The sequence below is a fragment of the Arthrobacter sp. NPDC093139 genome (genome assembly GCF_044754165.1).
Classification (GTDB): Bacteria; Actinomycetota; Actinomycetes; order Actinomycetales; family Micrococcaceae; genus Arthrobacter.
On record NZ_JBIVOO010000006.1, the window covers coordinates 162,453 to 182,961 of the forward strand.

General features: G+C 66.5%; 22 protein-coding genes, 5 tRNA genes and 1 riboswitch. Of the genes, 5 read left to right on the forward strand and 22 right to left on the reverse strand.

Annotated features, from left to right (window positions below; translation table 11 throughout):
- Positions 1-104: 104 nt before the first annotated feature.
- From lgt to hisI, 8 genes are all read right to left on the reverse strand, one after another.
- A complete protein-coding gene (gene lgt / locus ACIP90_RS11850; RefSeq protein WP_400579515.1) occupies positions 105-1,454 on the reverse strand; it encodes a prolipoprotein diacylglyceryl transferase in 1,350 nt (449 codons plus the stop codon).
- A gap of 9 nt (positions 1,455-1,463) precedes the next feature.
- The gene (gene trpA / locus ACIP90_RS11855) at positions 1,464-2,252 is read right to left on the reverse strand and encodes a tryptophan synthase subunit alpha (protein WP_400579607.1); all 789 of its coding nucleotides are present in this window, start codon (positions 2,250-2,252) and stop codon (positions 1,464-1,466) included.
- A gap of 11 nt (positions 2,253-2,263) precedes the next feature.
- The gene (trpB, locus tag ACIP90_RS11860; RefSeq protein WP_400579608.1) at positions 2,264-3,589 is read right to left on the reverse strand and encodes a tryptophan synthase subunit beta; all 1,326 of its coding nucleotides are present in this window, start codon (positions 3,587-3,589) and stop codon (positions 2,264-2,266) included.
- 104 nt (positions 3,590-3,693) lie between these two features.
- Complete coding sequence (trpC, locus tag ACIP90_RS11865; RefSeq protein ID WP_400579516.1) at positions 3,694-4,512, reverse strand: indole-3-glycerol phosphate synthase TrpC; 819 nt, start codon at positions 4,510-4,512, stop codon at positions 3,694-3,696.
- 2 nt (positions 4,513-4,514) lie between these two features.
- A complete protein-coding gene (locus tag ACIP90_RS11870; protein WP_400579517.1) occupies positions 4,515-4,808 on the reverse strand; it encodes an HGxxPAAW family protein in 294 nt (97 codons plus the stop codon).
- A 96-nt stretch (positions 4,809-4,904) separates the two neighbouring features.
- Positions 4,905-5,540, reverse strand: coding sequence for a Trp biosynthesis-associated membrane protein (locus tag ACIP90_RS11875; protein ID WP_400579518.1), 636 nt, complete (start codon positions 5,538-5,540; stop codon positions 4,905-4,907).
- Positions 5,540-7,171, reverse strand: a complete 1,632-nt coding sequence (locus ACIP90_RS11880) for an anthranilate synthase component I (protein WP_400579519.1) — start codon at positions 7,169-7,171, stop codon at positions 5,540-5,542. Before ACIP90_RS11880 ends, ACIP90_RS11875 begins: the two co-directional genes overlap by 1 nt.
- 66 nt (positions 7,172-7,237) lie before the next feature.
- Entirely contained in the window at positions 7,238-7,681 is a 444-nt protein-coding gene (hisI, locus tag ACIP90_RS11885; RefSeq protein WP_400579520.1) for a phosphoribosyl-AMP cyclohydrolase, read from the reverse strand.
- A gap of 112 nt (positions 7,682-7,793) precedes the next feature.
- Here hisI and ACIP90_RS11890 point away from each other — a divergent pair, with 112 nt between their 5' ends.
- A complete protein-coding gene (locus ACIP90_RS11890; RefSeq protein WP_400579609.1) occupies positions 7,794-8,438 on the forward strand; it encodes a TIGR03085 family metal-binding protein in 645 nt (214 codons plus the stop codon).
- A 31-nt stretch (positions 8,439-8,469) separates the two neighbouring features.
- Here ACIP90_RS11890 and hisF read toward each other — a convergent pair whose 3' ends face one another.
- The 14 genes from hisF to ACIP90_RS11960 all read right to left on the reverse strand — a co-directional run bounded on the left by hisF (position 8,470) and on the right by ACIP90_RS11960 (position 19,708).
- The gene (hisF, locus tag ACIP90_RS11895; protein WP_400579521.1) at positions 8,470-9,246 is read right to left on the reverse strand and encodes an imidazole glycerol phosphate synthase subunit HisF; all 777 of its coding nucleotides are present in this window, start codon (positions 9,244-9,246) and stop codon (positions 8,470-8,472) included.
- Positions 9,247-9,322: 76 nt separating this feature from the next.
- Positions 9,323-10,183, reverse strand: coding sequence for an ATP phosphoribosyltransferase (gene hisG, locus ACIP90_RS11900; RefSeq protein ID WP_400579522.1), 861 nt, complete (start codon positions 10,181-10,183; stop codon positions 9,323-9,325).
- Between the two features lie 61 nt (positions 10,184-10,244).
- On the reverse strand, positions 10,245-10,508 hold the full coding sequence (locus ACIP90_RS11905) for a phosphoribosyl-ATP diphosphatase (protein WP_003801526.1): 264 nt from the start codon (positions 10,506-10,508) through the stop codon (positions 10,245-10,247).
- Between the two features lie 131 nt (positions 10,509-10,639).
- On the reverse strand, positions 10,640-11,122 hold the full coding sequence (gene ribH / locus ACIP90_RS11910; RefSeq protein ID WP_400579523.1) for a 6,7-dimethyl-8-ribityllumazine synthase: 483 nt from the start codon (positions 11,120-11,122) through the stop codon (positions 10,640-10,642).
- A 19-nt stretch (positions 11,123-11,141) separates the two neighbouring features.
- On the reverse strand, positions 11,142-11,843 hold the full coding sequence (gene ribA / locus ACIP90_RS11915; protein ID WP_400579524.1) for a GTP cyclohydrolase II: 702 nt from the start codon (positions 11,841-11,843) through the stop codon (positions 11,142-11,144).
- 2 nt (positions 11,844-11,845) lie between these two features.
- Positions 11,846-12,553, reverse strand: a complete 708-nt coding sequence (gene ribB / locus ACIP90_RS11920) for a 3,4-dihydroxy-2-butanone-4-phosphate synthase (protein WP_400579525.1) — start codon at positions 12,551-12,553, stop codon at positions 11,846-11,848.
- Complete coding sequence (locus ACIP90_RS11925; RefSeq protein WP_400579526.1) at positions 12,550-13,224, reverse strand: riboflavin synthase; 675 nt, start codon at positions 13,222-13,224, stop codon at positions 12,550-12,552. The genes ribB and ACIP90_RS11925 overlap by 4 nt, the downstream gene beginning before the upstream one ends.
- Positions 13,224-14,342, reverse strand: a complete 1,119-nt coding sequence (gene ribD / locus ACIP90_RS11930; protein ID WP_400579610.1) for a bifunctional diaminohydroxyphosphoribosylaminopyrimidine deaminase/5-amino-6-(5-phosphoribosylamino)uracil reductase RibD — start codon at positions 14,340-14,342, stop codon at positions 13,224-13,226. Before ribD ends, ACIP90_RS11925 begins: the two co-directional genes overlap by 1 nt.
- 184 nt (positions 14,343-14,526) lie before the next feature.
- Positions 14,527-14,674: riboswitch (FMN riboswitch) on the reverse strand.
- Between the two features lie 90 nt (positions 14,675-14,764).
- The gene (gene rpe / locus ACIP90_RS11935) at positions 14,765-15,421 is read right to left on the reverse strand and encodes a ribulose-phosphate 3-epimerase (RefSeq protein ID WP_400579527.1); all 657 of its coding nucleotides are present in this window, start codon (positions 15,419-15,421) and stop codon (positions 14,765-14,767) included.
- A gap of 58 nt (positions 15,422-15,479) precedes the next feature.
- A complete protein-coding gene (locus ACIP90_RS11940; RefSeq protein ID WP_400579528.1) occupies positions 15,480-17,066 on the reverse strand; it encodes an RsmB/NOP family class I SAM-dependent RNA methyltransferase in 1,587 nt (528 codons plus the stop codon).
- On the reverse strand, positions 17,063-17,983 hold the full coding sequence (fmt, locus tag ACIP90_RS11945; protein WP_400579529.1) for a methionyl-tRNA formyltransferase: 921 nt from the start codon (positions 17,981-17,983) through the stop codon (positions 17,063-17,065). Before fmt ends, ACIP90_RS11940 begins: the two co-directional genes overlap by 4 nt.
- Positions 17,980-18,582, reverse strand: coding sequence for a peptide deformylase (def, locus tag ACIP90_RS11950; RefSeq protein ID WP_400579530.1), 603 nt, complete (start codon positions 18,580-18,582; stop codon positions 17,980-17,982). Before def ends, fmt begins: the two co-directional genes overlap by 4 nt.
- Positions 18,583-18,694: 112 nt before the next feature.
- Positions 18,695-19,540 carry a cytochrome gene (locus ACIP90_RS11955; protein WP_400579531.1) on the reverse strand — a complete coding sequence of 282 codons (846 nt, stop codon included), beginning with the start codon at positions 19,538-19,540 and terminating at the stop codon, positions 18,695-18,697.
- Between the two features lie 96 nt (positions 19,541-19,636).
- A tRNA-Val gene (locus ACIP90_RS11960) sits at positions 19,637-19,708 on the reverse strand.
- A 319-nt stretch (positions 19,709-20,027) separates the two neighbouring features.
- Here ACIP90_RS11960 and ACIP90_RS11965 point away from each other — a divergent pair.
- The 4 genes from ACIP90_RS11965 (at position 20,028) to ACIP90_RS11980 (ending at position 20,460) form a co-directional block, all read left to right on the forward strand.
- Positions 20,028-20,100: transfer RNA gene (locus ACIP90_RS11965), tRNA-Gly, on the forward strand.
- A gap of 46 nt (positions 20,101-20,146) precedes the next feature.
- A tRNA-Cys gene (locus ACIP90_RS11970) sits at positions 20,147-20,217 on the forward strand.
- 38 nt (positions 20,218-20,255) lie between these two features.
- Positions 20,256-20,330: transfer RNA gene (locus ACIP90_RS11975), tRNA-Val, on the forward strand.
- Positions 20,331-20,387: 57 nt separating this feature from the next.
- Positions 20,388-20,460, forward strand: a tRNA-Gly gene (locus ACIP90_RS11980).
- The last annotated feature ends 49 nt before the right edge of the window (positions 20,461-20,509 follow it).

Sequence of the window (20,509 nt, forward strand, 5' to 3'; positions counted from 1 at the left end):
CCGGCTGGCAGCTCTGTGCTGACCGGCAGGGCCCTGATACCACGACGTTGTGGTCTTGGGCGCTCCAAGCGGTAGCTCTGGCTGCCCTGGTTGCCTGTGCTGAACTAGCGGGTGCCGTCAGCTTTCGGCACGGCTCCGGTTGCTGTTGCACCGGATTTTCCGGTGTCCGGCGAATCCGTGGCGGACGTGTCGCCGCGACTTGGCGCCGGCACTGCTTCCGTTGGGGCAGAAGAGTGGCCTGGACCGTTTTTGTTATTAGGGAGATTACCATGCCATTCACTATCTGAGACAGCCGGGTCCGGATCACGGACGGGATCGACGGCGGAGCGGCGGCCGCTTGCCGGCTTCCCTGCCTGCTCTGGCGAGCTCCCGACGTCGTCCGTTTTCTCGGCTACCGCAGCCGTCCCGACGGCGGATTCGTTGCCGGCCGGTTCGACGGCGGCTTCGTCCGCGGCCGCGTCCACGGCAGCTTTGTTACCGGCCGTGTCAGCGGCTGCCTCCTCAGCGGCATGTGCAGCGGCGGGCTCGCGGCCGGGAAGGTAGACGTTCTCGTCATCCGCCTTCTTGCGCAGCCCCAGCACGATGAACACTGCCAGCGCGGCGACGAACACGAAGATGCTGGTCCAGACGTTGAGCCGTGTGGTGATGCCGAAGAGGCTGATCTGTTCGGCGTCGTCAATCCGCATGGCTTCGATCCATACGCGGCCCAGTGTGTAATACATGGCGTACAGCCAGAAGAGCCGGCCGCGGCGGAAGTGGAAGCGCCGGTCCAATGCCAGCAGAATAAGCACGCCCGCGATGTTCCACAGCGACTCATAAAGGAATGTGGGGTGGAACAGCGTGTCAGCGGCGTAACCCGACGGGAAGTTCGCGTTGTCCGCGTCCACCTGAAGGCCCCACGGCAGGGTGGTGGGGCCGCCGAAAAGCTCCTGGTTGAAGTAGTTGCCCCACCGGCCCACGGCCTGCGCGAGAAGCAGTCCCGGCGCCGCGGCGTCCAGGAAGGCCGTCAGCTTCACGCCGGCCCGGCGGCAGCCGATCCAGGCACCGAAAGCACCCAGCACAACAGCGCCCCAGATTCCGAGGCCGCCGCGCTGGATCTGCGGGATTAGGGAGAGGTCGCCCGTGCCGTCGAACCCCGGGCCGAAGTAGGCGTCCGGGGACGAAAACACGTGGTAGAGCCGGCCGCCGATGATGCCGAACGGTATGGCCCAAATGGCGATGTCCCACACGCTGCCCTCTGGAGCCCCGCGCCTCGCCCACCGCACTGACGTCAGCCAGAGGCCGACGATGATGCCCGCGAGGATGCACAGGGCGTAGGCATGGATGCGCAGTGAGCCCCACGGCAGCGGAATGTCGAAGCCGGACCAGTCCGGGCTCGGAATGCTGGCCGGGATCATGTTCGCCGGAACAATGTTTGCCGGTAGCAGGGCGGCCGCGGAGTGGAACATCTGCATGATGGAGGGCTACTTCCTGGTCAGTCCGGTGCTGAGGTCTCTGGTGAGGCTGGCCACGGCGTCCGCGCCGCCATCGCGGATGGCGGCGACGAGGGCCGTTCCCACGATCACGCCGTCGGCATAGGCGGCGATTTCCGCGACGTGCTCCGCGTTCGATACCCCGAGGCCCACGCACACGCGTTCTGCGCCGGCTTCCTTGGCCGCAGCCACGACTCCCTCGGCCGCGGCGCTGACCGAGGACCGGGCACCTGTGACCCCCATGATGGAGACTGCGTAAACGAAGCCCCGGCTGGCTTCGACCGTGCGCCGCATGCGTTCGGTCGAGGAGGACGGCGCGACGAGGAACACACGGTCCAGGCCGTACTTGTCGGAGGCTTCCATCCACTCCGCGGCCTCGTCCGGAATGAGGTCCGGCGTGATGAGCCCCGCTCCCCCGGCTTCGGCCAGGCGGCGGGAGAATTCCTCCACGCCCATCCGGACCACCGGGTTCCAGTAGGTCATGACCAGGACGGCGGCGTCGGTTTCGGCCGTGATGCCCGCGACCACGTCGAAGACCTGGCGGACGGCGAAGCCCTTGGCCAGCGCCTCGGTGGTGGCGGCCTGGATCACCGGGCCGTCCATCACTGGATCGGAGTAGGGAATGCCGATCTCAATGAGGTCGGCGCCGTTGCGGGCCAGGGCAATGCCTGCCGCGATGGTCTCCTCGACGGTGGGAAAGCCGGCGGGCAGGTAGCCGATAAGGGCCGCCCGTCCTTCTGCGCGGGCCTTGTCGATGGCGATTGCGGATTTGCTGGTCATCTGCGCAGTGCTCACAGCTGTTCCCCTTCCTTGCCGATGGTTGCCTCTGCGGAATTCTTGTCCAGGAGGTCGAACCATTCGGCTGCTGTTGCCACGTCCTTATCGCCCCGGCCGGACAGGTTCACGATCACGATCTTGTCGCTCGCTTCTCCGGTTCCGCTTTCTGCAGCCAGCCGCTGGCCCACCTTGATGGCACCTGCCAGCGCGTGGGAGGACTCGATCGCGGGAATGATGCCCTCGGTGCGGCAGAGAAGCCGGAAGGCGTCCATGGCTTCACTGTCGGTGATGGGCTCATAGCTGACCCGTCCAATGTCCGCGAGGTAGGAGTGCTCCGGTCCGACTCCCGGGTAGTCCAGGCCTGCGGAGATGGAGTGGGACTCGATCGTCTGCCCGTCGTCATCCTGCATGAGGTACGACCGGGCGCCGTGCAGTACGCCGGGCTTGCCGAGCGTGATGGTGGCTGCGTGCCGGCCTGTGTCCACACCGTCGCCGCCTGCCTCGAAGCCGTAGATCTTGACCGAAGGGTCATCCAGGAAGCCGTGGAAGATGCCGATGGCGTTGGAGCCTCCGCCAATGCATGCGCAGACGGCATCCGGCAGGCGGCCGGCCTGCTCAAGGATCTGCGCGCGGGCCTCTTCGCCGATGACCTCGTGGAAGTAGCGGACCATCGCCGGGAAGGGGTGTGCGCCGGCAGCCGTTCCCAGCAGGTAGTGGGTATGTCCGACGTTCGCCACCCAGTCGCGGAGGGCCTCGTTGATGGCGTCCTTGAGGGTCTGCGAACCGTTGGTCACGGGTACGACGGTGGCCCCGAGGAGCTCCATCCGGGCCACGTTCAGGGCCTGGCGGCGGCAGTCCTCGGCGCCCATGTACACCACGCACTCGAGGCCTAGCAGTGCAGCGGCAGTAGCGCTGGCCACGCCGTGCTGGCCGGCACCGGTCTCGGCAATGACGCGGGTCTTGCCCATGCGCTTGGCGAGGAGCGCCTGGCCCAGCACGTTGTTGATCTTGTGCGAGCCGGTGTGGTTCAGGTCTTCGCGCTTAAGGAAGATCCGCACCCCGCCGGCATGCTCGGCGAACCGCTTCGCTTCGGTCAGGAGCGAGGGCCGGCCGGAGTAGTTTTTGTTCAGCTCGGCGATCTGGGCGGTGAATTCGGGGTCGGCCTTGGCCTTCTCGAAGGTGTCCTCAAGCTCGTCCAGGGCAGCGATCAGAGACTCGGGCATCCATCGGCCGCCGTACGAGCCGAAGTAGGGTCCCGGGGCGTGACGCAGCGATGTGCCTCCCTGCAGGAACGCATCCACCGAGCCTTCATCAGAGCCGGCTGTCGGCGCTTCGGCCATCAGTCTCACCATCCTGTTCACTTTTCACTGATTGATGTCAGGCGGCATCCCGTCCGCAACTGCCTGTGGCAGCTGCGGGATGGCGCCGTGGTTTTAGGCGGGGTTCAGACGCGGGCAGCGATCGCCGCTGCGCCGGCTGCGGTGAACTCCGCAATTCGTTCACGCGGCGTAGCGTCGCTGACCAGCGCCTCTCCCACGAGGATGGCGTTGGCGCCGTGCGCCGCGAAGTGTGTGACGTCGTCGGCATTCCGGACGCCCGACTCGGCCACCACGACGGCCCCGGCCGGAATGCTTCCGGCCAGGCTGCCGAAAACAGACCGGTCGACGTCGAGCGTCTTGAGGTTGCGTACGTTGACGCCGATGATGCGGGCATCTGCCGCCACGGCCCGTTCAACTTCCTCCGGCGTGTGCGTTTCCACCAGGACGTTCATGCCGAGCTCGCTGCTGAGGGCGCTGAACTCGCGCAGCTGCTGGTCGGACAGGGCCGCCACGATCAGCAGGATGAGGTCGGCGCCGTGGGCACGGGCTTCCCAGATCTGGTACTCGTCAAGCGTGAAGTCCTTGCGGAGCAGCGGGACGTCCACGCGGGCGCGGACCGCGTCCAGGTCCGCGAGGGAGCCATTGAAGCGGCGCTGTTCGGTGAGCACGCTGATCACGGCGGCACCGCCGTCGGCATACTGTTCCGCCAGCGACGCCGGGTCCACGATGCTCGCGAGGTCGCCCTTGGAGGGGCTGCGGCGCTTGATTTCCGCGATGACCTTGAGCTGGTCGCGGGTTGCGGACGGACCGCCCAGGGCTGCCCAGGCGTCGCGCGCCGGAGCGGCCGCCAGGGCGCGGTCCTTCAGTTCCGCGAGGGACACAAGGCGCTTGCGGGCCTCCATGTCCTCCCTGACACCGGCATTGATGTCATCGAGAACCGTCACGGTCAGTGGCCGGTGTTCTTAATCTTGCTGCCGCCCACGCCGTAACCCGCCTTGCGCATGATGTAGCCGGCGAGGAGGCCGACGAACATGACCGCGATGCCCGCCCAGAAGATCGGGGAGCTGGCGATGACAAACGCGATGGAGGCGATGAGGGCACCGATCAGCATGACGATGACGCAGGTCCATGCGGCCGGGCTGTTGCCGTGGCCCAGGTCGATGCTGTGATCGATGCCGTGGTGGGTCTTTCCGGTCTTTCCGGCCGCTGGCTGGGTGCCGGAAACTGTGGCTTTGCTCATGTGAATCTCCTCAGGATCAATACTGCTTACATTCTGCCATTTTTTGGCGCGGGCTTAGGCATCGGCAGCTTCGCCGCGCACCTCGAGGCTTCGCGCTCAGGTGGGATCGTCGCCGCGGGAGAGCCGGTCCCAGCTGTCGATCTCGTCCACCGGGCCTACCTTCGCCGCCGGTGTTCCAGGCGCCGCGGTGTCGTACTTAGTGCGGATCTTCCAGTGCCTTCCCGCGGGGATGACCAGCAGTCCGCCCAGTGCCAGGAGGGAACCGGCGACGACGGCGAGGACGGGGAACGCCGTAACGCTCACGTCCGCTGTGCTCCCCGAAACACCCGTAGCGGCCGCGATGGATCCCTGGGCAGCCGCAAGCGGGTCGGCGAGCACGGTCGCGGCAGCCGCGACAATACCCACGGCCGCCAGCACGATGATGGCCGTGATGACCCAGCGGGCGATCCTGCCGGCGATGGAAGCCGCCAGGCCGCCGGCCAGTGCGACGAGCGCAAGCGCCGTCACCGTCGTGGCCGCCTTGCTCCCCTGGACCTCGAGTCCGTCCTGGACGGCGGAGGTCTGTCCCAGCTGCTGCGGGTCCAGGTGGACGGTGAGCCAGGTCTGTGTGGTGGCGCCGAAAACTGCCAGCGCCAGCACAGCGATGAGCAGGACCACCGTGGATTTTCGGGCCCACGTTGGGGCGCTGCTGCGGGATTTGGCCGGGGTGGCCGAACCTGCCGGAACCGCCATCAGGACTCTGTTCCGGTTTCTGCTCCGGCGTTCGGTCCTGCCGCGGTTTGGGGGGCAGCGGGCTTGCGTGCAGCTGACTCTGCGGTGGCGACCGATTCGGGCGTGATGTTGTGGAGCGAGCCCGCGGTGTGCACGGCGCGCAGTGGAGCAGCTGCCTTGTTCACCGTTTCCAGCGCCTCGGTCGGGTTGACCGAGTCCGCCACGATGCCACCGCCGGCCTGCACATACGCCCGGCCTTCGCGCAGCAGTGCCGAGCGGATGGCGATGGCCATGTCCATGTCCCCGGCGAAGTCCAGGTAGCCCACCACGCCGCCGTAGATTCCACGGCGGTGGGGCTCCAGCTCATCGAGCAGGCGCAGGGCACGCGGCTTCGGCGCGCCCGAAAGTGTTCCTGCCGGGAAGGTGGCCTTCAGGACGTCGTAGGCCTTGGCCGTGGGGGCAAGCTGTCCGACGACGGTGGAGACCAGGTGCATGATGTGGCTGAACCGCTCCACCTCCATGAACTGCGTGACGTCCACCGATCCCGCGACGCAGACCTTGGACAGATCGTTGCGGGACAGGTCCACCAGCATCAGGTGCTCGGCGCGTTCCTTCTGGTCCGCGAGGAGTTCCTCGGCGAGGGCTTTGTCCGCCTCCACGGTCTTGCCGCGCGGACGGGAACCCGCGATGGGGTGGGTGATGACGTCGTCTCCGGTGACGGTGACCAGCGCCTCCGGGGACGAACCGACGATCGAATACTCCCGGCCGTCCGCATCCTCGAGGCTGAAGATGTACATGTAGGGGCTGGGATTCGTGTTGCGGAGCACCCGGTAGACGTCCAGCGGGGACGCCCCGCACTCCATTTCGAAGCGGCGGGAAATCACCACCTGGAAAACTTCCCCGTCCACGATCGCCTCCTTGCCGCGGTCAAGGGCGGCAAGGTACTCCGGTTCGTCCCAGCGTTCCTGGACACTGGATGCGAAATCGAGGGCTGCGGGTTCCAGCACAGACACCGGCTGGGTCACCGGGGTGCTGATGCGGGCCAGCAGTTCCTTCACACGGGCCACCGCGTCCTGCCAGGCCTCGTCCACGCGGTCGGGGCTGTTGTCGAAGTTGATGGCGTTGGCGATCAGCAGGACGGTGCCGTCCATGTTGTCATGGACTGCCATGTCCGTGACGAGGTTCAGGGCCATTTCGGGAAGCTGAAGGTCGTCCTCGGGAGGGCTGGTGAGCCGTTCCCAGTGCCGGACGGTCTCCCAGCCGAGGAAGCCAACGAGCCCCGACGTGAAGGGCGGCAGTCCGTCGAACCGGTCGGTGCGCAGGGCGGCGACGGTGTCCCGGATGGCGTCCACGGGGTTGCCGTCCACCGGAACGCCTGCCGGGGGTTGGCCGAGCCAGTGAGCCTGGCCGTCCTTGGTGGTCAGCGTGGCGCGGGACCGTGCGCCGATGAACGAATAACGGGACCAGGCGCCGCCGACGGCCGCCGACTCCATCAGGAAGGTGCCGGGCTGGCCCTGTGCGAGTTTCCGGTAGAGGCCGATGGGGGTTTCGGCGTCGGCCAAGACCTTGAGCCGGACGGGGATGACACGGCTATGGCCGGCGAGTTCCCGGAATTCTTCCAGGCTCGGGCTGATGATTCCGAGGTCCTGCATGGCTATTGGTTCTCCGTCTGTTCTGGGGTGTTGCCTAATTCAATAGACCTGTTCAGCGGGACGCGGCTATCCGGCTGTTCCGGTCACGACCTCGAGGTCGCGGCCGTCGAAGCACGTGCGCGTTCCGGTGTGGCACGCGGCGCCTACCTGGTCGACGCGCACCAGCAAGGCATCGCCGTCGCAGTCCATGGCCACCGACTTGACCCACTGCACGTGGCCCGAGGTGTCCCCCTTGCGCCAGTACTCCTGGCGGGACCGGGAGTAAAAGGTCACGCGCCCGGTGGTCATGGTGCGTTTCAGGGCTTCGTCGTCCATCCAGCCGAGCATGAGCACCTCATTGGTGTCGTGCTGCTGCACGATCGCGGCCACCAGGCCGGCGCCGTCCCGCTTCAGCGCGGAGGCAATCTCGGCGGGCAGCGGACTTTCGGAAACGGCTGTGTTGTCACCGGCGGAGCCGGGGGTTCCGGGGGTTCGGCCGGGAGTGGGGCTGGGGGCGGGCTGCTCAGACATCAGGTCAAGTCTAGTGCCTCGCCACAGCCCCTTGATCAGTGTGAAGAACGGCACGAAGTCACGGGCCGATACACTGCGCAACTCCCATGGCGACGTGCTAGTTTCACAAGTGATGCATTTCGTCGAACCGTCCCGAGAAGTCCTGGCCGAAACCCTGCTGGCGGCCGGTCCTGATTCCCCCACGCTCTGCCGCGGATGGAAGACCAGAGACCTGGCGGCGCACTTGTACCTGCGCGAAAGGAAGGCCGCGGTCGGCCTCGGGCTGATCATCAAGCGCCTGTCGAAGGCCTCGGACAAGGCGACGGCCAAGCTCGCATCCAAGCTCAAAACCGCCGACGACTACACCGAACTCGTGAAGGCCTTCCGCTCCGGGCCTCCGGCGCTGTCTCCAATGAAGATCAAGGCGCTGGACGAAAGCTCCAACCTGATCGAATACTTCGTCCATACCGAGGACATCCGTCGGGCCGTCGACCGCTGGGCACCCCGTGCGCTCGATGAGGAATACTCCGAAGCGCTCTGGGACGAATTGATCAAACGTGCTGCCATCCTGTACCGCGGGGTTGACCTTGGCATTGTCCTGGTCCGGCCCTCCGGCCCGAGGCACGTCGCACGGCGCGCACCCGTGTCCGTGGCCATCGTCGGCGAGCCGGGCGAGCTGCTGATGCACGCTCACGGCCGCACGCGCCATGCCCTCGTGACCTTCGAAGGCCAGGCGGACGCCGTCGCGCTTCTGCAGTCCGCCGAGGTCGGCCTGTAAGAAGCGGTGACCGGCCAAACCAGCGGTCTGGTCAGCGGACCTCGAAACCGGCTTCGCGGATGGCGGTTTTGACCTGGGACATCATGTCGTCCGGGCCCCAGTGGAAGATGGAGGCGGCCAGCACAGCGTCCGCTCCGGCCTCGACGGCGGGCGGGAAGTGGGCGGGTTCGCCGGCACCACCGGAAGCGATGATGGGCACCTTGACGGCCGCACGGACCAGCCTGATCAGCTCAAGGTCGAAGCCGTCCTTCGTGCCGTCGGCGTCGATCGAGTTGAGCAGGATTTCCCCCACTCCCCTGTCGGCGGCTTCCTTCGCCCACGCAACGGCATCGATTCCGGTGCCCTGGCGGCCTCCGTGCGTGGTGACCTCAAAGCCGGACGCTGTGGGCTCGGATCCTGGGCGGGTACGGCGCGCGTCAACTGACAGCACAAGCACCTGCGAGCCGAAGTGCCGGGTGATTTCGTCAATGACATCGGGGCGGGCCACCGCGGCCGTGTTGATGGACGCCTTGTCAGCGCCGTAGCGGAGCAGCTTGTCCACTTCGGCGACGCCGCGGACACCGCCGCCCACGGTCAACGGGATGAAGACTTCCTCGGCAGTGCGGCGGACGACGTCGAACGTCGTTTCCCGGTTGCCCGACGACGCCGTCACATCCAGAAAGGTAAGCTCGTCCGCGCCGGCGTTGTCGTAGCGGTGCGCCAGCTCCACCGGATCTCCGGCGTCGCGGAGCCCTTCGAAGTTGATGCCCTTGACCACGCGGCCGGCATCTACGTCCAGGCACGGAATGACGCGTACGGCTACAGCCATGATTCTCCTGATGTCCTGCAAAATGGTGCTGTGTGAAGGGGGCCCGCGTGGGGGGACGGGGCGTTGGAAGACCGGCTCAGATGCGGCAGGCGTGGATGCTGCTGACCAGGATGGCACGGGCGCCAAGGTCGTACAGCTCATCCATGATCCGGTTGGTTTCCTTCTTCGGCACCATGGAGCGGACGGCCACCCATTCGGAGTCACGAAGCGGTGACACCGTGGGCGACTCGAGTCCGGGGGTCAAGGCCGCGGCCTGTTCCACGAGATCCTTGCGGATGTCGTAGTCCATCAGCACGTACTGGCGCGCCACGAGGACGCCCTGCAGCCGGCGGATCAGGATCTCGATTTCCCTGGCGGTGCCGTTCGCGGCGCCGCCCTCACCGGTCCGTCGGATCAGGACGGCCTCGGACTTCAGAATAGGCTCGCCGAAGATCTCCATGCCGGCGGCCTTGAGCGTGTTCCCGGTTTCGACAACGTCGGCGATGGCGTCGGCCACACCGAGCCGCACGGACGATTCCACGGCGCCATCCAGGCGGACCACTTTCGCTTTGATGCCGCGCTCGGCGAGGTAGCCGCGGAGCAGGCCGTCGTAACTGGTGGCGAGGCGCTTGCCCTCAAGTTCTTCGACTTTGCTGAAATCGCCCACCGGACCTGCAAAGCGGAAGGTGGAAGCGGCAAAACCCAGCGGCAGCAGTTCCTCGGCCTCAACCTCGGCGTCCAGCAGCAGATCGCGGCCGGTGATGCCGACGTCGAGCGTTCCCTGCCCCACGTAAACGGCGATGTCGCGGGGACGAAGGAAGAAGAACTCGATCTCGTTGTCCGGGTCCACCATGACCAGTTCGCGGTTGTCCCGGCGCTGGCGGTAGCCCGCCTCGGAGAGCATGGCGGAGGCGGCTTCGGACAGGGATCCCTTATTGGGTACAGCTACTCGCAGCATTTGTGGGTCTTTCTGGGTGTGGAAGTCTTCAGTTTAGGCAAGCTGGGCCACGCGGACGCGGCTAGAGATGCTTGTAAACGTCTTCCAGGCTGAGTCCCTTGGCAAGCATCAGGACCTGCAGGTGGTACAGGAGCTGCGAGATTTCTTCGGCAGCCGCCTCGTCTGATTCGTACTCTGCAGCCATCCAGACTTCGGCGGCTTCCTCGACGACTTTTTTCCCGATGCCGTGGATCCCGGACTCCAATTCGGCGACGGTGCGGGAGCCCTCCGGACGGGTGGCTGCCTTCTCACTCAGTTCTGCGAACAGCGTCTCGAAATTCTTCACGCCCTCCAGCCTACTTGCTCGGGGCCGGACCTCGCCTTTCGGGCCCTTCCATGACGGCGGGGGTGTGACTGAATACACATGGTCTGCGGTCGGTCACATCCCCGCCCATCACCAACAAATAGCGGCAGGGATCAGTACTGCGCGAGCAACACCGCGGTGGCCAGCGCGGCCGTAACAGCCTCGTGCCCCTTGTCCTCCGAGGAGCCCGGCAGGCCGGCCCGGTCCAGGCCCTGCTCTTCGGTGTCGCAGGTCAGTACGCCAAAGCCAACCGGCACGCCGGTGTTGACGCTGACGTCCGTGAGCCCCGACGTTGCGGCATGGCAGACGTAGTCAAAATGCGGCGTGCCGCCGCGGATGACCACGCCGAGCGCCACGACGGCGTCAAAGTGCGGTGCCAGCCGCGCGGCCGCGACCGGGAGCTCAAAGCTGCCGGGTACGCGCAGCACGGTGGGCTCGCTGATGCCGGCGTCCTTGGCGGCGCGCAACGCACCGTCCAGGAGTCCGTCCATGATCTGGGTATGCCAGCTCGCCGCCACGATGGCAAGCCGCAGCTTTGAGGTCTCTGCGGGATTGAGTGTGGTGAGGTCGATCTGGGGTGCGCCGTGTCCGCTCATGAATTAGTTCCTGATCCGTTCAGTCTTGTTCGTGGTCAAAAGTGTCCGCGCCGCTTCCCGGCACGCCTGCACCCTGTGCATCCAGGGTCAGCATGTGGTCCATGCGGTCTTTCTTGGTCTGCAGGTAGCGGATGTTCTGTTCCCGGGAGGGCACCTCGGTGGGAACCATTTCCACGACCTTGACGCCCGCGTTCGCCAGGCGGTTCTGCTTGTCCGGGTTGTTGCTCAGCAGCCTGATCTCGTGCAGTCCCATTTCGGCAAGGATCTGGGCGGCGGCCTTGTAGCACCGGGCGTCCACAGGCAGGCCGAGCTGCTCGTTGGCCTCAACGGTGTCGAACCCGGCTTCCTGCAGGGCATAGGCCTTGATCTTGTTGGCCAGGCCGATGCCCCGGCCTTCCTGGCCGCGGAGGTACAGGAGTGTTCCGCCGTTTGCCTCGATCATTTCCAGGGCGTAGGCCAGCTGCTCGCCGCAGTCGCAGCGGTAGGATCCGAAGACGTCGCCGGTGAGGCATTCGGAGTGCAGCCGGACGAGCGGCGCCTGGCCATCCTTCGGAGGATTGGGCGAGCTGACAGCGAGGTGCTCGGCGCCCGTGATCAGATCGGTCCACGCCTGTGTCACGAAGTTTCCGAATGCGCCGGGCAGCTGCACCACAGGACCGCCGCTTACCGGGTGCGGCACCCGGCCGTTGCCGCTCGCCTGTGCAGCTTGAGATCCGCTCATTGTCATTTCCCTTCTCCAGCCGGACTGGGCTCCGGCCTGTTCTCCTGTGAAGATACACTGTCGCTCGCTTCCATATAGGCCACGAGATCCTCGATCGAAACCAAGGGGCAACCGTGCTCCGCAGCGAACACCCGCAGGCCGTCCAGCCGCATCATTTCACCGTCGTCGTACACAACTTCCGCGATCACGCCCACCGGCTGCAGACCGGCGAGCCGGCACAGGTCCACGGCCGCTTCAGTGTGGCCGGGGCGTTCACGCACTCCCCCATTAACTGCCCGCAATGGGAAAATATGCCCGGGCCGGGTCAGCGCAGCGGGTTCGCTGCGGGGATCCGCGAGGACCCTCGCCGTCAAAGCACGGTCTGTGGCGGAGATGCCGGTGCTGACGCCGGCGGCGGCGTCACAGGAGACGGTATAGGCGGTGCCCTTCGAATCCTGGTTGACCTCCACCATCGGAGGCAGGTCCAGGGCGTCGGCGCGGCCGCCGTCGAGCGGAACGCAGACGACGCCGGAACTGTAGCGGATGGTCCAGCCCATCAGCGCCGGGGTAGCATGCTCGGCCGCGAAGATGATGTCTCCTTCGTTCTCGCGGTCCTCATTGTCGACCACCAGGACGGGCCGCCCCGCCGCGATTGCACGGATAGCGTCCTCGATCGGATCGAGCGCCACGGTGGTGCCGGTTGCGGCCGGTTCCAGCTTTGCCGCGCTCATGCCTGGCCCTCCATTCCGGCGGCAGAGCCTGTTCCGGTTGGCGAGCCCGTTCCAGCAACAGGGCCGCTGAAGGCCAGCAGCCGTTCGGTGTACTTGGCCAACACGTCGACTTCGAGGTTCACATTTCCGCCGACCGGCTTCGCACCAAGTCCGGTCTCAGCCAGGGTGGTCGGGATGAGCCCCACTTCAAACCAAGGCGACGCTTCCGGCGCGGGGCTGACGGCCGTGACAGTGAGGGAGACGCCGTCGATGGCGATGGAGCCTTTTTCGGCGATGTAGCGTGCCAGCCGCTGCGGCACTCCGAAACGGAGCCGTTCCCAGTTGCCCTGGGCCTCGCGTTCCAGCAGCTCGCCGACGCCGTCCACGTGGCCCTGGACAACATGGCCGTCCAGCCGGCCGCCCGCCGGAACGCAGCGTTCCAGATTGACGGCGTCGCCGGCGGCGAGGTCGCCGATAGTGCTGCGAATGAGGGTTTCGCCCATGACGTCGACGCTGAAGTCCTTCCCGTCAATCGCGGTCGCCGTGAGGCATACGCCGTTGACGGCGATCGAGCCGCCCAAGGGCAGGCCGTCGGCCGTGCCGGGGGCGTGCAGGCGCAACGTTGCGCTCGTGTCCCCGTTCCGGTCCACGGAGAGGACCTTCCCTTGCTCGGCGATAATTCCGGTGAACATCAGTAGCCTCCCATGGCTGCGCCCGCTGCTGTGCGGGCTGGTTGTGAATCAATTGGCGTTGCTGAACGTGCCGCTGTGGACACGGGGTCTTCGTTTGCGGGCGGCCCGGACGGCCGTTCCGGCAGGAGGTGCAGCCGCAGGTCCCTGCCCAGGGTCTGGACGGCGCCGCCGGAGGCCGCATCCCACTCCCACCGCTGGGCATCGGCAAGGGTGGCGATGCCCAGGCCGTTGAGGGCCGGGGTTCCGGATCCGAGCAGCGTGGGCGCCAGGTAGACGACGAGTTCGTCCACCAGGCCTTCGGACAGAAAGGCACTCAGGATCCTCGAGCCGCCCTCCACCATGACGTGCCGTACCCCTGCCGAAAACAGCAGGTCCAGCGCTTCGCGCGGGTCACGGGTGGGAAGGTGGAGAACCTTGCCGTCGTCCCCGCGCACGGCGGCGTCTTCCGGGATTTCACGAAGGCCCATGACCGCCCGGAGCGGCTGCTCGCCGAAGGCGTCACCCTGTGCGTCCCTTGCCGTGAGCCGCGGGTTGTCCACCAAAACTGTCTGCGTGCCGACGAGGATGGCGTCGATCCGGCGCCGGATGGCGTGGTTGTCCGCCAGCGATTCCGGGCAGGAAATCCACTGGCTCGTGCCGTCTTCTGCGGCGATGCGGCTGTCCAGCGTCTGGGCGATGTGCAGCGTGACGAACGGGCGCTTGTCCCCGACAGCCTCGAACCAGCGGCGGTTGAGTTCCAGAGCGCGCTCGGCTGCCAGCCCGCTGCGGACGCTGACCCCTGCGGCGCGGAGAGTTGCTGCCCCGCCGGCCGCGGGATCGTGGGGGTCGTCAACGGCGTACACGACATTGGCTATTCCGGCCTCGATGATCGCCTGCGCGCACGGCCCGGTGCGTCCCACGTGATTGCAGGGTTCCAGCGTGACCACCATTGTGGCGCCATTGAGGTCCACCCCGGCGGCGGCGGCGGCCGCTATGGCATCGGCTTCTGCGTGCGCCGTTCCGGCGCCGCGGTGGTGGCCCGTCGCCAGCTGACGGCCGTCGGGGCCGACGACGACGGCACCCACCAAGGGATTGGCGCCTCGCGGTCCCTGCAGGGCAGCTTCCAGGGCAGCGTCCATTGCGAGGGTTTCGGAGGCACTGAAGGCGTGAATCGGCTGGATGGTCACGTGGCTACCGCCGGATCCGGCCACACGGTACGGGCGTCCATGCGTATGTGTCGTTCCTTCCCTCTAGAACCGCTAAGGCTCCGGGGGTATACGACAGTGCAATGCTGCGACGCTGGCAGGCGCCGCAGATACAGCCGTACGTGCTTCTCTCATCCAGACTTTAACTGTCGGTACCGGAATTTCACCAGTTCAACCGTCCGCCGGGTCCTCCTGGGAGAACACCGGCTCGCGGGTCGCGGACTGTCACCGCCGGTTCGGACTTACACCGACCCCGGAGCACGTATTGTGTGTTGCTATTCTGACACAACCCAGAGCATGCTCCGGGTATTCCCTGCCATGGACCGTCACGGAACGACCGTGGCGGGAGCTTGCGGCTACAGCGAGCCGGCCTTGCGCAGCCGGTCGATGGCATCGGCCGGATCGGCAGCGCCGTAGACGGCCGAGCCCGCGACAAACACGTTGGCTCCGGCCTCTGCCGCACGCAGGATGGTCTCCTCCGTGATGCCGCCGTCCACCTGGAGCGCCACTCCGACGCCGGAGCCGTCGATCGCCGCACGCGCGCGCCGGATCTTCGGGAGCGTAAGGTCCAGGAAGGACTGTCCGCCGAATCCGGGCTCCACGGTCATGATCAGCAGCATGTCCAGTTCAGGGAGCATGTCCAGGTACGGTTCCACGGCAGTTGCCGGCCGCAGCGCCATGCCGGCCTTCGATCCGCGGGCCCGAAGCTCACGGGCCAGTTTCACCGGCGCTATGGACGCCTCCGCGTGGAACGTCACCGAGGCGATGCCGGCGTCTGCGTAATCCGGAGCCCACCGGTCGGCGTCGGAAATCATCAGGTGCACATCCAACGGAACCGGGCTCACGGCCTGGATCCGCTGCACCACCGGGAGTCCGATGGTCAGGTTCGGAACGAAATGGTTGTCCATCACGTCCACGTGCACCGAGTCGGCGTTGCTGATGCGCTGCAGCTCGGCTTCGAGATTCACGAAATCTGCGGAGAGGATGCTCGGGTTGATGCAGCACTGGGGCATGCGGGTCCTTTCGCGGAGAGGGATTTAAACGCTCTGAGTGAATCGGGTTTCTTGCGGATCAGCGCTTTTTGCGGATCAGGGCCAGGAACATGGCGTCGGTGCGGTGGATATGGGGCCACAGCTGGGCCGTCTGTTCGTGGCCGGCGTTCAGCTGCCCGGTCAGGCTGACCGCATCCAGGGCGCTGCCGGCGTCCAGGAGCTCGAGGTCATCACGCTCGCGCAGCGCGTCACTGACCACCGCGGTGGTCTCCGCGGGGTGCGGCGAACAGGTCACGTACGCGACGACGCCGCCGGGCTTCACCGCGTTCAGGGCAGACTTGAGCAGGTCCCGCTGCAGCGGACCGAGGTCGGTCAGGTCTTTCGGCGTGCGGCGCCAGCGGGACTCGGGCCGGCGGCGCAAAGCGCCGAGTCCCGTGCAGGGGACGTCAACAAGCACACGGTCAAAGCGTTCCGCCTGCTCCTCGCCGACCTCCCTGCCGTCCCCGGTGCGCACCTGCCACACCTCCCTGGGAACGGCGCCCAGGGCTTGCCGGACAAGTTTGGCGCGGTGGGGTGCGGGCTCGTTGGCTAAAAGCGTGGCTCCGCGCTGGTGGGCAAGTGCGCCGAGGAGTGCAGCCTTGCCGCCTGGCCCGGCACACAGGTCAAGCCAGGATTCGCCTGACTCCGCAGCGGCTCCGCCCGCCTGGCTGCCGGTATTTCCAAGGTCGACGGCGGCGAGGGCGCGGGCCACGAGCTGCGAACCGACGTCCTGGACGCGCGTTGTTCCCTCCCGGACCGAGGACAGACGTCCGAGGTCACCGCCGCTGGACAGCGCGGAGCCTTCGACGAGTTCACCCGCCGCCGCACCGTTCTCGAGGGCCTCATCCAGGCTGCCGAGCCCGGGCAGCGCCACCAGGTTGACCACCGGGGCTGCGTTGTCCGCTTCGAGCAGATCGTCGATCTCGGTAACGGGCCTGCCGTGAGCCACCAGCGACTGCCTGAACGCACGCACAATCCACTCAGGATGGGCGTGGCGTACAGCCGCCACTTTGACGGCGTCCGTCTCGTTCACGACCAGCAGGTCCAGCCAATCCTCGAGTGTGTGGGCAGCGACCTTACGCAGCACGGCGTTGATGAGCGTGGACGGCCCGGCCCCGATCACGGCGCGTGCCAGTCCCACCGTCTGGTCCAGCGCCGCATGGGCGGGAACTCGCATGGCGAGCAGCTGGTGCGCACCAATCCGCAGGGCGTCGAGGACGGCGGGGTCGAGCTGGTCCAGCGGCCGGTCCACGCAGCGGGCCAGGACGGCGTCGTACGTCCCCTGGCCGCGCAGTGCGCCGTAGCTCAGTTCCGTGGCGAACCCGGCGTCCCGCTTGTCCAGCCCGTGGTGCCGGATCCGCGCCGGGAGGACCAGGTTGGCGTAGGCGTCCTCGGAAGCGACGGCGCGCAGCACTTCGAATGCGACAAGCCTGGCGGGGTCGGCGCGCCGGGTGCGCTGGGAGGGTGCGTTTTCGGTGTAGCTGCGCTGCGGGCCGCGGTTGCGCTCCCTGCCCTGGGCGTTCCGGCGGCTGCCGTCCCTGCCCCGCTGGATCCCGCGCTGGCCGCCTTGTCCGGCGCGTTGCGGGCCTTTCCCACGGCCGCTGCCGCTTGTTCCGGACTCGCTCATTCGAACACCACGCTTTCAAGGGAGGCCTGTCCGCGGGCCCAGTCGGCCGCAGACATCATTTTCTTGCCCGCAGGCTGGACACGGGTCAGCTGCACGGGGTGCGATCCGGTTCCCACCAGCACGCTTTTCCCGTCGAGCGCCACTGCTCCAGGTGCCAGCGCAGGACCCTCGGGCCGCGGCACCACGGGCTCGAGCTTCAGCCGCTGGCCGGCTAGGGTGGTCCACGCTCCCGGTTCCGGAGTGACCCCCCGCGCCCGCCGGCCGATGGCAAGGGCAGGCTCCGACCAGTTGATCCGGCCGTCCTCGATGGTCAGCTTCGGCGCCAGCGACACCTCACCCTGCTGCGGCCGCGGCGACGCGGCGCCGGAGCCGACGGCGGACAGGGTCTGGGCAAGCAGCACGGCTCCGCTGCGGGACAGCCGGTCCAGCAGCGTTCCGGAGGTGTCGTCGGACCGGACCGGTTCGGTGAGTGTTCCAATGACAGGACCAGTGTCGAGCCCCTCCTCAAGCTGGAAGGTCACGGCGCCGGTGATGTCGTCCCCGGCAATGACGGAGCGCTGCACGGGTGCAGCACCGCGCCAGGCAGGCAGAAGCGAGAAATGGAGGTTGATCCAGCCGTGTTGCGGGATGTCCAGGGCCGCGCGCGGCACCAGGCCGCCGTAGGCGACAATGGCCGCGACGTCAGGACGGACTGCCGCAATTCTGGCTGTGACCTCGGCGTCCACGCGGGCAGCGTGGATGACGTCGATCCCCAACTCCGCCGCGCGGGCGGCAACGGGCGACGGCGTGAGCACGCGTTTCCGGCCGATCGGCGCGTCCGGCCGGGTCAGCACCGCGACGACGTCGAATCCGGCATCGACCAGTGCATCCAGCGACGGCACGGCTACGGCCGGTGTTCCAGCGAAAAGGACCCTCATTCGGCGGCGCCGAAGCTGCCTGCACCGGAGGTTCCGGCCCCAAAACTGCCGCCCCCGAAACTGGAGCCGACAGTCTTGGCACGCTTCGCCGTCGTCCGCTCAGTAATGGCGTCATAGTTGGCGTTGCGGATGGAGCGCAGCGCAGCCTTGCGGTCCTCTCCTTCGAGCCGGTCGGTGAAGAGAATGCCGTCAAGGTGGTCGGTTTCGTGCTGGAAGCAGCGGGCCAGCATCCCCTCCCCCTCAAGCGAGACCGGGTTTCCGTTGATGTCGACCCCGGTTACACGGGTGGTCCGAAAGCGCCGGACGGGGAAGCCGAGGCCTGGAATGGACAGGCAGCCTTCCACTTCGTCGGGCTGGACGTCCTCACTGTTCTCCAGCACGGGGTTGATGACGTGGCCTTCGACGCCGCCAATCCGGTAGGTAAACACCCGGAGGCTGACGCCGATCTGCGGCGCGGCGAGGCCGGCGCCGTCCACGTCCTCCATGGTTTCGGTCATGTCGGCAACGAGCTTGGCCAGCTCCGGCCCGAATTCCGTGACAGGCTCAGCAACCGTGCGCAGCACGGGATCGCCGATGATACGGATATTCAGTATTGCCATCTGCAGTCATTTCCTCACGGTGAACGGTAACGGATCCAGACCAGTTTAGTTGCTGCCGCCCTGCCCGGGCCGCCCCGGCCCTGGTGGTCTACCGCAGCCGGTGAACTTCCGCTCAGACAAACACCGGCGGCGCCACCGGGAGCAGGGCGGGCCCGGCGCTCAGGGTGTCCGCGGACATCTCCCAGACACGGCGCAGCGCGCAGAACTTCCACCAGTGATGCCGCAGCACCTCGGGGTTCGCCCGCACCGGACGAACCTCGGTTTCGCCGATGGCGACCGCCAGCAGCACCGGAGAGTCGCCATGCCGCCACGGTTCCCACTCCCCCGCCACGGCGTCCACGAGGCTCTCCTCCGCCTTCATTCCGGCAACGAGCTGCATGACCACCTTGTCATCCAGCGGCTTAACCTGGCCGTCCCGGGTAGTCCCTTTGGTCTTGTAGTCAATGAGGCAGGTCCGCCCGTTGATTTTGGCCACGAGGTCCAGGGTTCCGGCGTATCCCACGGTCTTGTTCCATACTGTGATCTCCGGAGCCACGGGCTCCACACGGAACAGCTGCCACCACTCGTCGAAGCGGGCCGCGAAGGCCTCCTCGCCATTGGCCGCCAGGGCCTCCCGGGCTTCCTGCATCTGATGAGGACGGCCCAAGGCCCGCAGGGCCACCTGTTCGCAGTAGTTGTGGACGCGGTCGCCGCGCTGGGCAGCCTCGTCGCGGTAAGCCTCCGCCGCCTTGGCCGCCCGGTTCACGGCCTGCCGGACCTTGGCCGGACTCCCAAGGATCTCGGGCAGCGAAGGATCCTTCGCCAGGCTGCTCGCCCCCATGTACCCAAACCAGCCGTCCAGGCCGTGCGGCTGCTGACCGATCACCGTGGTGATGGAAGGAACTGAGAACGCCTCGGTGGTGGAGCGCGCGTACATCCGGCCATATTCCGTGGCGTGGGCGAGGAGTGGATCAGTCATGGCAAGACTCTTTCACAGGGGGCTGACAGTAAGGTCCGGAAACAGAAAAGTCCGCCCCGCGCAGGTTTTCCCTGTGCGGAACGGACCATCCATCGGTGGGCGATACTGGGTTCGAACCAGTGACCTCTTCGGTGTGAACGAAGCGCGCTACCACTGCGCCAATCGCCCCGATGCATTTGAATGCTAGCGGACGATGTGGCGTTTACGGAAATCGGACGGCACCCGCGGGGAAGAGCCGGCGATGACGGACGGAACAGCGAGCCAAGAGGCGGGGATATGGAAGGCAATCCCGCAGAAAGCCGTGGCGCAGGAACGCCGTGAACTACACCTCTGTAATTCAAAAATTTCCCTAGAATTCAGGGAAGTAGGCCGGTTGACGAAGCTGCAGTGGAGGACGATTTGGAGATTCCCTGAACCTCCTATAGAGTTTTTACTCGTTGGAACGCGAGGAAATGCCGCTTACGGCAAGGAATCACCGCTCCAAAATGCGGACGTAGCTCAGCTGGTAGAGCACCACCTTGCCAAGGTGGATGTCGCGAGTTCGAATCTCGTCGTCCGCTCGCAGGACACTGTCACGGCTGGATTCCGAGGAATTTATGCTTACACGGTGGGTTGGCCGAGAGGCGAGGCAGCGGCCTGCAAAGCCGTATACACGGGTTCGAATCCCGTACCCACCTCGGTGAAAACCATGGTTTCCGGTGCTGCCGGATTCAATGGGCGATTGGCGCAGCGGTAGCGCGCTTCCCTGACACGGAAGAGGTCACTGGTTCGATCCCAGTATCGCCCACCAGAGCAAGGAAACTTGCTTGTTGTTGAACGTCCGGATTTTCCGGATCGTGCTTCATGTGCGGACGTAGCTCAGCTGGTAGAGCACCACCTTGCCAAGGTGGATGTCGCGAGTTCGAATCTCGTCGTCCGCTCTCTTACATCCTTACGGATTCGAACCCCAGGATTAGCCGGTTATCCGGT

Bases quoted from the DNA above. Each gene is read 5' to 3' on its own strand.
- lgt (WP_400579515.1), bottom strand. From the start codon at position 1,454: ATGCAGATGTTCCACTCCGCGGCCGCCCTGCTACCGGCAAACATTGTT.
- trpA (WP_400579607.1), bottom strand. From the start codon at position 2,252: ATGACCAGCAAATCCGCAATCGCCATCGACAAGGCCCGCGCAGAAGGA.
- trpB (WP_400579608.1), bottom strand. From the start codon at position 3,589: ATGGCCGAAGCGCCGACAGCCGGCTCTGATGAAGGCTCGGTGGATGCG.
- ACIP90_RS11870 (WP_400579517.1), bottom strand. From the start codon at position 4,808: ATGAGCAAAGCCACAGTTTCCGGCACCCAGCCAGCGGCCGGAAAGACC.
- ACIP90_RS11875 (WP_400579518.1), bottom strand. From the start codon at position 5,540: ATGGCGGTTCCGGCAGGTTCGGCCACCCCGGCCAAATCCCGCAGCAGC.
- ACIP90_RS11880 (WP_400579519.1), bottom strand. From the start codon at position 7,171: ATGCAGGACCTCGGAATCATCAGCCCGAGCCTGGAAGAATTCCGGGAA.
- hisI (WP_400579520.1), bottom strand. From the start codon at position 7,681: ATGTCTGAGCAGCCCGCCCCCAGCCCCACTCCCGGCCGAACCCCCGGA.
- ACIP90_RS11890 (WP_400579609.1), top strand. From the start codon at position 7,794: ATGCATTTCGTCGAACCGTCCCGAGAAGTCCTGGCCGAAACCCTGCTG.
- hisF (WP_400579521.1), bottom strand. From the start codon at position 9,246: ATGGCTGTAGCCGTACGCGTCATTCCGTGCCTGGACGTAGATGCCGGC.
- hisG (WP_400579522.1), bottom strand. From the start codon at position 10,183: ATGCTGCGAGTAGCTGTACCCAATAAGGGATCCCTGTCCGAAGCCGCC.
- ribH (WP_400579523.1), bottom strand. From the start codon at position 11,122: ATGAGCGGACACGGCGCACCCCAGATCGACCTCACCACACTCAATCCC.
- ribA (WP_400579524.1), bottom strand. From the start codon at position 11,843: ATGAGCGGATCTCAAGCTGCACAGGCGAGCGGCAACGGCCGGGTGCCG.
- ribB (WP_400579525.1), bottom strand. From the start codon at position 12,553: ATGAGCGCGGCAAAGCTGGAACCGGCCGCAACCGGCACCACCGTGGCG.
- ACIP90_RS11925 (WP_400579526.1), bottom strand. From the start codon at position 13,224: ATGTTCACCGGAATTATCGCCGAGCAAGGGAAGGTCCTCTCCGTGGAC.
- ribD (WP_400579610.1), bottom strand. From the start codon at position 14,342: ATGGACGCTGCCCTGGAAGCTGCCCTGCAGGGACCGCGAGGCGCCAAT.
- rpe (WP_400579527.1), bottom strand. From the start codon at position 15,421: ATGCCCCAGTGCTGCATCAACCCGAGCATCCTCTCCGCAGATTTCGTG.
- ACIP90_RS11940 (WP_400579528.1), bottom strand. From the start codon at position 17,066: ATGAGCGAGTCCGGAACAAGCGGCAGCGGCCGTGGGAAAGGCCCGCAA.
- fmt (WP_400579529.1), bottom strand. From the start codon at position 17,983: ATGAGGGTCCTTTTCGCTGGAACACCGGCCGTAGCCGTGCCGTCGCTG.
- def (WP_400579530.1), bottom strand. From the start codon at position 18,582: ATGGCAATACTGAATATCCGTATCATCGGCGATCCCGTGCTGCGCACG.
- ACIP90_RS11955 (WP_400579531.1), bottom strand. From the start codon at position 19,540: ATGACTGATCCACTCCTCGCCCACGCCACGGAATATGGCCGGATGTAC.